This is a genomic window from Streptomyces sp. NPDC021356 (assembly GCF_040641015.1).
In the GTDB taxonomy this organism is placed as follows: Bacteria; Actinomycetota; Actinomycetes; order Streptomycetales; family Streptomycetaceae; genus Streptomyces.
On the sequence record NZ_JBFACU010000008.1, the window covers coordinates 47,540 to 59,553 of the forward strand.

At 73.8% G+C, this 12,014-nt stretch carries 6 protein-coding genes and 1 pseudogene; 3 read left to right on the forward strand and 4 right to left on the reverse strand.

Annotated features, from left to right (window positions below; translation table 11 throughout):
- Positions 1-427: 427 nt before the first annotated feature.
- A complete protein-coding gene (locus tag AB0G56_RS12585) occupies positions 428-5,554 on the forward strand; it encodes a hypothetical protein (RefSeq protein WP_360967798.1) in 5,127 nt (1,708 codons plus the stop codon).
- Between the two features lie 57 nt (positions 5,555-5,611).
- On the opposite strand, the gene AB0G56_RS12590 is transcribed toward AB0G56_RS12585, so the two are convergent.
- Complete coding sequence (locus AB0G56_RS12590) at positions 5,612-5,932, reverse strand: RICIN domain-containing protein (RefSeq protein WP_360968369.1); 321 nt, start codon at positions 5,930-5,932, stop codon at positions 5,612-5,614.
- A gap of 6 nt (positions 5,933-5,938) precedes the next feature.
- On the opposite strand from AB0G56_RS12590, the pseudogene AB0G56_RS12595 reads away from it, so the two are divergent.
- A pseudogene (locus tag AB0G56_RS12595) lies at positions 5,939-6,904 on the forward strand (aldehyde dehydrogenase family protein); the annotation flags it as partial.
- 269 nt (positions 6,905-7,173) lie between these two features.
- Entirely contained in the window at positions 7,174-8,658 is a 1,485-nt protein-coding gene (locus AB0G56_RS12600) for an MDR family MFS transporter (RefSeq protein ID WP_360967801.1), read from the forward strand.
- 96 nt (positions 8,659-8,754) lie between these two features.
- On the opposite strand, the gene AB0G56_RS12605 is transcribed toward AB0G56_RS12600, so the two are convergent.
- The 3 genes from AB0G56_RS12605 to AB0G56_RS12615 form a co-directional block, all read right to left on the reverse strand.
- Entirely contained in the window at positions 8,755-9,825 is a 1,071-nt protein-coding gene (locus AB0G56_RS12605) for an iron ABC transporter permease (RefSeq protein WP_360967804.1), read from the reverse strand.
- Entirely contained in the window at positions 9,822-10,826 is a 1,005-nt protein-coding gene (locus AB0G56_RS12610; RefSeq protein WP_360967807.1) for an iron ABC transporter permease, read from the reverse strand. The genes AB0G56_RS12605 and AB0G56_RS12610 overlap by 4 nt, the downstream gene beginning before the upstream one ends.
- 63 nt (positions 10,827-10,889) lie before the next feature.
- On the reverse strand, positions 10,890-11,936 hold the full coding sequence (locus AB0G56_RS12615; RefSeq protein WP_360967810.1) for an iron-siderophore ABC transporter substrate-binding protein: 1,047 nt from the start codon (positions 11,934-11,936) through the stop codon (positions 10,890-10,892).
- Between the last annotated feature and the right edge of the window lie 78 nt (positions 11,937-12,014).

Consider the following 12,014-nt stretch of genomic DNA (forward strand, 5'->3'; position numbering starts at 1 on the left):
ACCGGTCCGCTGTTGTCTATCACCGGGTGACAACGCCCCCTCGGCGGAGTACGGCGGAGTGCACGGCACCGGCGTCACTCCGCACCACGCGGACGAGTACCTGGCGAACCCGGGCCGCCGACCGGGCCGGCCCGCCGGCGGCCGGGGAGCAGCCGGGGAGCGGCCGGGGAGCAGCCGGGGAACGGCCCTCCGGGGCGGGTCCGGGCGCGGTGACGGGTCCTGCCGGCGACCGCCCGGCCGCCGCCGCGCGGGCCCGCGCGATCAGCGGTCCGCGTGCTCGCCGCACGGCCCCGGCACGGTGCCGCGCGCCGGGTCCGCGACCGGCAGGTGAACGGGCGATGGCGTCCGGGTGTGGCACGGGCGACAGTTGAAGCACGTACCGGCGGACTCCCCGTTCCGGCCCTGACCGGCGATTACGTTGAGTCCCGTGCGCACACAGCAGCAGCCGGCGAACGGCGTGGGCAGGCCGGCCAAGCAGGGCCCGCCGGCCCCCCGCATCACCGCACCGGCCCCCTCCGGTGCCCAGCCCCACCTGCTCACCCTCCAGCGGGCCGCCGGAAACGCGGCCACCGCCCGTGCCCTGCGTGGCGGCGGGCGGCAGCTTCCCCCCGTCATCAACGAGAACACCGAGCAGACGCTCGGCCTGCCGCCCTACCTCGCCGACCTGACCGCGGCCGGGCTCTCCACCGCGTACGGCCTCACCGGGCACGCGTTCGTGCGCGACGCGGTGACCGAGGCCGTGGGGCACGGCGGCGGCACGGTCGACGAGATCGTCTCCGAACTGACCGGACGGCCGGAGACCTTCTTCGGACAGGGCCGCGCCTTCGCCGTCCAGGGCGCGAACGGCACGGAGTGGTTCGACGTCACCGTCACCGTCTCCCGCGCACCCGAGGACGTCCCGCCGCTCTTCCTGCCCGCGAAGGACGTGGAAGCCGCCGTCCCGGACCAGTACACGGCGCCCCTGGCGCCCCTGGACGAGGCCGTGGGCAAGGACACCAAGGTCGACACCCAGCACAACACCGCGGCCACCGTGTCCAGTACGGCAGGCGGTTCTTCGAGCCACGGCGCGGGCGGCACGGTCTTCGGGCTCGCGCCCGTCGCCCCCGGGCTCTGGCTCGGTGCGGCGGCCACGGGCAACGTGCAGCCCTGGCAGTCCTCGCGGGAGACGCGCGGCCAGCGGAACGTGGCCGAACCCCGCGTGCTGCGCAGCGACTCGGGCTCGGTCGAGGTGCCGCGCAGGATACGGTACGGCGTCCGGGTGCGGCGCCATGGCGGCACCGACGTGTCGACGTACAGCGGACCGGGCACGCTCACCCAGCGGGTGCCCACCGAACACCTGGTCCCGGGGCGCGGCGGCCCGCAGGCCGACCTCCGGCGGGTCGGCACGGAAACCGCACGGCAGCTCACGCTCGCCGACTCCCTGGCTCCGCTGGGCGTGACCGACACCGCCGCACCGCACCAGGGCGGCGGCGGGCTGTTCGACACGGTCGCCTCCGTCCTGCACCCCTCCCTGACCGCCCCCGGCGCACCGGGCCTCGCCCGGCTGTACGCGGCCACGTCCACGACGACCGTCCTGGAGGACCTGCCCCGGCTGCTGCGGGGCGGAGTGCTCGGCGAGGACCTGGAGTCCAAGGACGGCAAGACCGCGGGAAGCTACCGCATGAGCGCGGCGATCACCCACCTCGCCCCCGCCTGGAGCACCGGCAAGACGCAACTGCGCACCCACCAGCAGACCCAGCACACCCTCACCGAGACCGCGGGCAAGGGCCGGGCCCTCGCCGGGGGCGTGGGCCCGGCGGCCGGGCTCGGTGCGGTCGGCAACGCGGCCGTGGTGCGCGCCACCGCCATGCCGGTCGGGGCCGCGCGCTCGGCGCGGTTCACCGCGAGCGAGCAGACCGTGTCCAGCCGGCAGGGCGCCGAGGTCCGGGGCGAGAAGGTGCTCTACCGCGGGACCGTACGGCTCACCGTGGAGGGCACGGGCCCCCGCTCGGCCGGAATGGTGCTGGACCCCAAAAAGCGGGCCGCCGGCCACACGATGAACGTGTGGGTCAGCCTGCGCGCCGACGAGGCACAGGCACTGGGGCTGCCCCTGCCCCCCGGCATGACGGCCGGCGAGTTCGTCAAGAAGCCGAAACGGACGGTCGTGGACGCCGAGGGCCGCCAGACGCAGGAGGAGGTCGAGCGGCACCTCCCGTTCGGCGCAATGGGCTCCAGCGTCGCGCTCAGCTCCCTCGACACGCGGCCCATGACCGAGGCCGTGGAGCACCTGTTCGCGACCGACCCCCGGCTGGCCGGGTACCTGCCCTCCTTCGGCGCCGACCCGGCCCCCACCCCCACCAGCGGGGAGGAGGCGGCCGCGCAGCGCCACAACCAGCGCGAACTCATGGCCGCGCTCTCGGAGACCAACCTCCGTGTCAACAAGGACCAGTTGCTGTCCACCGGCATCCGGGTACGGCTGCGCCGCAAGAGCACCCTGCACTCCCACGACGTCCAGATCCGGGTCAAGGGCACGCTCGGGGACGCCGAGTACCTCGGCGACACCGACGACTGGCTGGTGCGCAGCCACTCCGGTGTCACCAGCAACCTCCAGAGCGGCCGCAGCAGTACGCGCTCGGTCGGCGGCATGGTCCTCGGCCAGGCCCGGCTGGTCCCCGGCGCGCTGTCCGCCTCGGCCCGCTACGACCGCACCCGCAGCGGTACCCGCCGCAACCAGGCAGGCCCCACCACCCGTACGGACATCCTCACCAACGGCTCCGAACAGGCCAGCACCTTCACCTCCGCCCTGCGCCTGGACGTGGACGTCACGATGACGTCCCGGCGGCGCAAGCTCGCCCGCGGTCTCACCGTCGGCTCCCCCGGCCGCGACGTGCCCGAGCCGCAACATCTGGAGGCACTGCACCTGGAGGAGCAGGAGGTACTCCTGCGGACGGCCCCGGAGTTCACGCTGGACGACGCCGGGAGGGATCGGCTCGACGCGGTCGGCGCGCAGGCTCCCGGTGCCGAGTCCGCCCTGGCCGCCGAGGGCATCGGCGACCTGGCGGGGATGGCCCCCGCCCCGGTGACCGGGCAGGCGCTGCGGGACTGGCAACTGGTGGAGACGGTCGGCGACGGACAGCCGGTGCGGGACCTCGCCTTCCGGCTGCTGTCCCGGGCCGCCGCCCGCGGCAGGGCGGGTCAGCAGGACACCGCGCTGGCCACGGAGGGGCTGGCCCCGCGCCTGGCCGTCGAGGAGCGGTTCAGTCCGCAGGCGATCACGGCGTCGCTGCGGCAGGCGGTGTCCTCGGGCTGGGTGGTGAAGAACCTGCGCCACCCGCGCCGCCTGGCCGCGCTGAACGGCGCCGTCGGCACCCGGATGGCGCTGGCCAACCCCAGACTGCTGCACGAGGGAGCCGGCCCGGGCACCGAGACGTTCGTGCTCGGCGGCCACCAGGCGACCGGGCAGACCGGCACGGCCACCAACAGCTCGGTGCAGTTCGGGGCCACCGGCCTGGAGAGCGACACCCATGTGCGCGCGGCCGAGGGGCTGTCGGCGTACCGGAGCTGGGGCGAGAGCCGGGCCGAGGCCAACGCCCTGTCCGGCACGGTCGAGCGCAACGCGCACACTCCGCGCAAGGCGCCCCTGTACCTGGTGCTGTGCGATCTGCTGGTCAACATGGTGGCGGAGGTCAAGGTCACCGGTGGCGGCCCGTACACGGCGACGGCGGCGCAGGCCCTGCCGGCGACGGCGGCCGTGTGGCTGACGGCCGGGCAATTGCGGGCGGCGGGCGTGGAGCTTCCGGAGTCGGCACGCAAGGCGCTGAAACTGGACGGGACCGGATCTGGAAAAGCGGTCGGCACCGGGTCCGGATCGGGGTCCGGGGCCGGGGAGACCGCCGGGCGGGAACGGGCCGCTGCCGGGGCCGTGGAGACCGCCGCTCGGGACCGGACTGCCGCCGGGGCCGGGGAGACGGCCGGCTCGCGGCGGCCCGCTCCCTCCCTGTCCGGAACGCTCCCGCTCGGCTTCGGCATGATCGAGGACCTGCCCGACTTCGTCCCGCTGCTGGACGGTCTCCGGGCGAACATGGGCGCGCGCCACAGGAGCCTGGCCGCCGATCTGCTGCCCAGGCAGCAGCTCAAGGACCGCAACGACAACGTGCAGCGGCTGCTGCGCGTCCTGGACCGGGACGGCGCCGCGGGTCTGCTGGGCAGCGCCATGGACGGCGGCGTCACCGTCGAGCTGTTCGACGGGCGCCGGACGCCCTACTGGGCGGTGTTCAAGGTGACACGGCTGGGCGACGGCGTCTTCGACGGCGCGGCGGACGACGGCCGGGACATGGAGTACATCACCTCGGCCATCGCCCAGGAGGCCGGTGCGCAGGAGAAGGGGGCCACGACCGGTGCGGGGCTGGTCGCGGGCGTCGGCGGCAAACCGGACGCCGGTGCCGGGCAGTTGAAGAGCACCGGCGGCGCGGGCGGCCTCGGCATGGGCTGGGGCGGCTCGCACCGCCAGGGCACCGCCTCGCGGGGCCAGCTCGGCATGAAGACGGTCGCGGAGGCCAAGACGGCCAAGTCGACGAAGTTGCGGCTGCCGGTCATGGGCACCCTCGAACTCTACGAGGGCGAGAAGCGGATAGGCCTGGCCTCCACGGGCCGTACCGCGCTCACCCACCGCGTCCTGGACAACGACCTCAAGGCGCTCGCCCGGGTGGCCGCGCCGCGCAGGACGGGCACCGCCGCCCGGCCGCCCGGCGCGCAGGACGCCCAGCCGGCCCGCCTCGGCGCCTGGCGGGCCCGCGGCGCGCGGCTGCCGATGGAGGCGCAGGTCAACGGATTCCACGGCGCCCAGCAGGTACGGCAGTTGGTCACCGAGGCGGTCCGGGCGGCGGGCGGCGGGCGACGGTACCGGGAGAAGGGCCAGTCGGCCGCGTACACCCTGAACGAGACCCTCTCCACCGAGTGGCTGACCGCGGCGCTGCCGCTGCTGACCTCCGCCGGGGTGGACCTGCCCCCGGTGCACGCCACCGGCGTGGAGGGCCAGGACCTGCACGCCTCCCTGCACGCGCGGCTCAGCCGGGGGCGCGTCCTGGGCGTCGGCGACAAGATGACCTTCGAGACGGTCGGCCAGAGCACCCTGGACGCCCCCCGCCCCACCCAGACGGACGGCCAGAGCTCCCAGAGCCGGGGCAGGTCCGCGCGCGGCCAGTTCGGTGCCGGGCTGGTCAACGCCGACCAGCTCCGCCTCAACCAGCTGACGGGCACCGTGGGCGGTTCCGGTGGCGCGGCGGAGGGGGCGGTCAACGCCTCCGGTTCGATGCCGCTGCACAAGCCCAAGCTGGAGTCCGTCCTCGTCCAGTTCTCCCTGGACGTCCGGGTGGTGGCGCGGGTGACCAACCGGGTGCGTTCGTCCCGTACGGTCACCGCCGTACGGGAGCTGTCGCTGCCGCAGCCGGTGGTGGTCCGCATGCCCGCGCCCATGGTGCGCCACATGCTGACCACCCAGGCGGCGTACCTGCTGGACCCCGGCGACCACCTGGGGCTCCGCAGGGCCGCCGCACCGCCGCCGCCGAACGGTTAGCCCGCCCGAGGGCAACCCCGGCCCGGGGTTGCCCCCCGGGCCGGGCCGTCCCGGCGCTCAGCTCGCGGGCAGCTGCCACGTCTGCTGTGCGGAGCCCGCGCAGGTCCGGATCTGGAGCTTCGTGCCGTTCGCGGAGCTCGCGCCGGTCGCGTCCAGGCAGCGCCCGGACAGGGAGTTGACCAGGGTGCCGTTCGCCTGAGGTGTCCACTTCTGAGCGGCCGAGGCGTTGCACACCTGGAGGACGACCGCGGTGCCGCCGGCGGTGCCGTTGCCGGACACCCCCATGCAGTCGCCGAGCATCTGGAGGGTGCCGCCCCGGGCGACGGACCACTGCTGGGATACGCCCGTGCCGCAGGTCCACGCCTCGATGCCGGCCAGGTTCGCTCCTCGGCCGCCTCGAAGATCATCCCGGCGCTGCCGGCGGGGAACTCGGTGGTCCTGAAGGTGTCGCCGGAGAACTCCCTGAGCATGGGCTTCCTGGCCGAGCTGCTGGAGCGGGCCGGGCTGCCGGAAGGCGTGGTGAGTGTGCTGCCCGCCGACCGGGAGACCAGTGAGTACCTGGTCTCGCACCCGGACGTGGACAAGATCGCGTTCACCGGCTCGACACGGGCCGGGCGCCGGATCGCCTCCATCGCCGGCGAGCAGCTCAAGCGGGTCTCCCTGGAACTGGGCGGCAAGTCGGCCGAGGTGATCCTCCCCGACGCCGACATCGGCAAGGCGGTCGCGGGCGTGAAGTTCTCCTCGCTGCTCAACAACGGCGAGTCGTGCATCGCGCAGACCCGCATCCTCGCCCCGCGCGAGCGGTACGAGGAGGTCGTGGCCGGGCTGAAGGAGCTTGTGGCGTCCCTCAAGGTCGGTGACCCGAGCGACCCGGACACCTTCATCGGCCCGATGATCCGCCCCGACCAGCAGCAGCGGGTGCGCGACTACATCCAGCTCGGCATCGAGGAGGGCGCCCGCCTGGTCGCCGGCGGCCCGCAGGTCCCCGAGGGCCTGGAGAAGGGCAACTACGTCACCCCGACCCTCTTCGCCGACGTCGACAACTCCATGCGCATCGCGCAGGAGGAGGTCTTCGGGCCGGTCCTGGTCGTCATCGCCTACGACGACGAGGACGAGGCCGTCCGCATCGCCAACGACTCCGAGTACGGCCTGTCCGGCGGCGTCTGGTCCGCCGACGAGGCCCACGCCCTGGCCGCGGCACGGCGGATCCGGACCGGCACCCTCACCGTCAACGGCGCCTCGATCGGCTTCGACGGCCCCTTCGGCGGCTTCAAGGCCAGTGGCATCGGCCGCGAGTACGGCGCCGTCGGCCTCGGCACCTACACCGAGTACAAGACCATCGCCATCTGACCGGGCCCCACCGCACGCGGCACACCAACCCACCCGCCCCCACACACGTACCCCCACCCGACACGCACCCCCACACCCGCACCCGGGGACGCCCTCCTGCCGGCGCCCCCACCCGGCGCACCACCCCCACCCCCGCACGGCGCGCGGCCGGACCGGACGGCACCTCCGGCCGCGCGTCCCCCAGCCCTTCCGCCTCTCACCTGAAAGATCCTCCGATGTCCATGGCACAGCTATCGTCCGCACCAAGACCCCGCGGGGTCGCCGCGGCCATGAGTGCCCTGATCCTCGCCGTCCTCCTCGCCGCCCTCGACCAGACCATCGTCTCGACCGCACTGCCCCGGACAGCCGAGGATCTGAACGGTTTCGACGACATCGCGTGGGTGAGCGCCGCCTACCTGCTGGCCTCCACCGCGGGCACCCCCTTGTGGGGCAAGCTCGGTGACATGTTCGGGCGCAAGCGTCTGTACCTGGCCTCCACCTCCGTCTTCCTGATCGCCTCCGTGGCCTGCGGCCTGGCGCAGAACCTGCCCGAGCTGATCGCCGCGCGTGCGCTCCAGGGGGTGGGCGGCGGCGGCATGATCGTGCTGACCTTCGCGCTCGTCGGCGAGCTGGTCCCGGCCGGTGAACGCGGCCGCTACCAGGGCATGTTCGGGTCCGTCTACGGTGTCGCGAGCATCGTCGGACCGCTGCTCGGCGGCATCTTCACCGACCAGCTGTCCTGGCGGTGGGCCTTCCTGATCAACGTGCCCATCGGCGCGGTCGCCCTGGCCGTCGCCGCGCGTGCCCTGCCCGCCGGCGCGAGGGGAGCGAAGGCCCGCATCGACTACCCCGGTTCGCTGATCCTGGCCGCGATCGCCACCGGTATCGTCCTCGTCACCTCCTTCGGTGAACGCTGGGGCTGGGCCTCGCCGGCCATCCTCGGCCTGATCCTGGCCACCGTCGTCCTGGCCGTGGCCCTGGTCCCCGTCGAACGGCGTGCCGCCGCCCCGGTCCTGCCGGTGACCATGCTGGCCTCCCGCACGGTGGTGTTCTCCTCGCTGATCGGTTTCGTCGCCAACGCCGCCATGTTCAGCGTGCTGGTCTACCTGCCCACCTACCTCCAGATCGTCGACGGGGTGTCGGCCACCCTGTCGGGCGTGCACCTGCTGCCGCTGGTCGTCGGCCTGGTCGTCAGCCAGTCCCTCGCCGGCCGCTGGGCCGCCCGCCCCGAGCGCCTGCGCCTGATCCTGGTCTCCGGTCTGCTCATCAACTTCGCCGGGCTGCTCCTGCTGGGCACCATCGGCGCTGCGACCGGTACTGTCGTGCTCAGCGTCTACTTCCTGATCACCGGGGTGGGCATGGGCATGGTCCCGATGGTCGTCCTGACCACGGTGCAGAACAGCGTCCCCGCCGCCGACCTCGGCGCCGCGAGCGCCGTCGTCACCTTCGCCCGGTCCATCGGCGCGGCCTTCGGCGTCGCCGTCTTCGGAACCCTGCTCTCCACCGGCTTCGCCCACGGCACCCGCGCGCTGCCCGCCGGCAGCGGGTTCGACCCGTCCCGCCCGGACACCATCGGCCGGCTCCCCGGCGCGCTTCGCGACACCGCGCTGGACGCCTTCGCCCACGCGACGAGCACCGGCTTCCTGTGGATCGCACCCACCCTCGCGGTCGGAACCGTCCTCGCGCTCGCGCTCAGGCGACCGGTGAGCACCACGGTCCAGGCGGCCGGCAACACGCCCGCAGAGGACGCCGGGGACCGGGCGGCGGTCTCCTGAACGAGCGGACTCAGAGCCCCACCGGCGGCGGAAGTCCCGGCCCACGGCAGCGAGCGGGACCGGACCCTCGGGTCCGGTCCCGCTGCCGCGTGATGGTCAGGACGCCGCGCCCCCCGGCCGCCTGCCCGTGCGGGCGATGAGCCACATCAGGTACGGGGCGCCGACCGCGGCCGTCAGGACGCCGACCGGCAGCTCGACGGGGTGGAACAGGCGGCGGGCCAGCAGGTCGGCGACCACGACGACGAGCGCGCCCGTCAGCGCCGAGGACAGCAGTGGGATCTGCGCGGTCCGGGTGAGCCTGCGGGCGATCTGCGGGGCGAGCAGCGCCACGAAGTCGACGGGGCCGGTGGCGCCGGTCGCCACGGAGGTCAGGACGACACCGAGCGCGGTGAGCCCGAGCCGGACCGCGTTCAGGCGGACCCCGAGGGCGCGTGCGGTGTCGTCGCTCAGGGCCGCGCCGCGCTGGGCACGGGCCGCCCACACGACCGCCGGGACGGAGCACAGCAGGACGAGGGCGAGCGGCGCGGCCTGGTCGTAGCCCCGGCTGTTGAGCGAACCCGTCAGCCAGACCTTCGCCTGCTGGGCCACCACGACATCGCCCTTGGTCAGCACCAGTTGGGTCAGCGAGCCCAGCGCCACCGACACACCGATGCCGATGAGCACGAAGCGCGCCGCGTGCAGCCCGCGCCGCCACGCGAAGACGTACACCAGCAGCGCGGCGCCGAGCCCGCCCGCCACGGAGACGTAGGGCAGCGCGTCGTGGGGGACGAGTCCGAAGCTCATCGCCGTCACCGTGGCCAGCCCGGCCCCGTGGGTGACGCCGATGACGTCGGGGCTGGCCAGTGGATTGCGCGCGACCGTCTGGATCGTCGCGCCCGCGATGCCGAACGCGGCGCCCGCGAGCAGCCCCACGACGAGGCGCGGCAGGCGCAGCGTGCCGACGACCAGCTCGTCCGGGCTGGGCTGCCCGAGCACCACGCGGACCACCTCGCGCGGCGCGACGAACGACTCACCCGTGCACAGGTACGCCACCGCCGCGCACGCCAGCAGGACGGCGAGGCCGGCTGCGACGAGCGCCGCCCGGCGGTGCACGAGGACACTGGCGCGCCGGGAGCGCAGCACGGTGTGTCCGGCCGGGGCGAAGGACGGGGCGCCGGTGCGGTTCACGCGGCCACCGCCGAACGGCGACGCACGAGGGCGATGAGGAACGGCACGCCGAGCACCGCGGTCATGACCGCCACCGGAACCTCCGATGGGGGGAAGACGATACGGCCGAGCACGTCGGAGCAGAGCAGCATCACCGGCCCGAGCAGCGCCGACAGCGGCAGCACCCAGCGGTGCGAGCTGCCGACCAGGGCACGGGCCAGGTGCGGAACGGCCAGGCCGGTGAAGGCGACCGGGCCGACCGCGGCCACCGCCGCGCCGGTCAGCACGGTGGCGCCGAGCGCGCCCAGGGCGCGTACCAGGACGACGTTGTGGCCCAGCGCACGGGCGGCCTCGTCGCCGAGCGCCAGGGCGTCGAGGCCGCGCGCGAGCAGGGCCACCAGTACCACACCGGCCAGGAGGAACGGCCAGACCTCGGAGACGACCTCGCCGCCGCGTCCGTCGAGCGAACCGACCTGCCAGAAACGGAACTCGTCCATGACATGGGCCCGGGTGGTGGCGACCGCGGAGACCACGGAGGCGAGGAAGGCGTTCATCGCGGCGCCCGCGAGCGCCAGTTTGACGGGGCTCGCCCCGCCCCGGCCGCCGCTGGCGACGGCGTAGACGGCCACGGCCGCGACCACCGCCCCCGCGAACGCGAACCAGACGTAGCCGCCCGTGGAGTGCACACCGAAGAAGGCGATCGCGCACACCACCCCGGCCGCGGCGCCCTGGCTGACGCCGAGGACGCCGGGCTCGGCGATCGGGTTGCGGGTGACGCCCTGCATCACCGTCCCGGCGAGCGCGAGCGCGACGCCGACCAGGACACCGAGGACCGTACGGGGCACCCGCAGGGCCCGGACCACCTGGGCGTCGTCACTGGTGCCGCCGTGCAGCAGCGCCTGGAACACGGTGGCGGGCGCGACCTGCCTGCTGCCCACCGCCAGGCTCAGCAGGACGGCGCCCAGCAGCATGATCGTGCCGGCCAGCAGCCAGGCCGCTCGGCGGCGGTTCGGGGGCGACATGGGCCGCGCTCACTCTCTTTCGTCAGTGGCCTGGCTCGGCAGGGGTCCGGGCCTTCGCCCGGCTCAGGCCTTCAGGTACTTCTGGAGGTCGTCCAGGACCGAGTTGGCGGCGGTGACGCCGAGTCCGAGGTACCAGGTCTCGTCCGGTACGTCGTAGGCGTGGCCCGCCTTGACCGCCTTGAGGTTCTTCCACAGCGGGTTGCCCCGCGCCTTGGTGCGGGCGGTGGCGTCCGGGTTGCCGTACACACCGCTGAAGATGTAGTCGGCGTCGGCCTGGTCGATGTTCTCCGCGCTGATCTCGGCGGCCAGGTCGGCGATGTCCTGGTTCTTCGGCCGGGGGACGCCGGCGTCCTTCAGGATGGTGCCGATGAACGAGTCGTTGGCGTAGAGCCGGATCACACCGTTGGGCATGTAACGGACCATGGACACGGTCGGCTTGGCGGCGCCGAGCTTGTCGCCCAGGGCCTTGGCCCGCTTCTCGTAGGCGGCCAGCGCGGCCTTGGCCTGCGCGGTGCGGTCCAGGGCCGCGGCGTTCAGGAGGTAGTTCTCCTTCCAGGTGAAGCCGGGCCGGATGGAGAAGACGGTGGGCGCGATCTTCGACAGCTCGTCGTAGGAGTCGGCGGCGCGCAACTGGCTGCCCAGGATGAGGTCCGGCTTGAGGGCCGCGATCGCCTCCAGGTCGAGGCTGCTGATCGTGCCGACGCTCTTGGGCGAGCCCGCGCCCTTCAGGTACGACGGCAGGTGCGGCGACCCTTCGGTGTAGGCCACGCCGACCGGCTTGACGCCGAGGGAGACGACGTTGTCCAGCTCGCCCACGTCGAGGACCACCACGCGCCGGGGCTGCTGCTCGAGTTCGGTGGTGCCCATCGCGTGCTTGATGGTGCGCGGCCACTGACCAGGCTTGGCGTCGGTGCCCATGGCGGCGGTCTTCCCGGCCGCGCTCCCGAAGTTCTTGCCGCCCTTCGCCACCGACTTGGAACCGCCCCCCGAGGCGGAGGAACTGGATGAGGTGTTCCCTCCGCCGGAGGAGCCGCTGCCGCACGCGGAGACCGACAGTGCGGCGACGACAGCGAGAGCGACTGCGACGGGGGCGCGGCGCCGAAGGGACATGTGCACTCCGATGAGGACGGGTGAGCAAGTAGTAAGGATAGGCTCACCTTACAGGACCTTATGGATCTGTCATGAGGT

Bases quoted from the DNA above. Each gene is read 5' to 3' on its own strand.
- AB0G56_RS12600 (WP_360967801.1), top strand. From the start codon at position 7,174: ATGAGTGCCCTGATCCTCGCCGTCCTCCTCGCCGCCCTCGACCAGACC.
- AB0G56_RS12610 (WP_360967807.1), bottom strand. From the start codon at position 10,826: ATGTCGCCCCCGAACCGCCGCCGAGCGGCCTGGCTGCTGGCCGGCACG.
- AB0G56_RS12615 (WP_360967810.1), bottom strand. From the start codon at position 11,936: ATGTCCCTTCGGCGCCGCGCCCCCGTCGCAGTCGCTCTCGCTGTCGTC.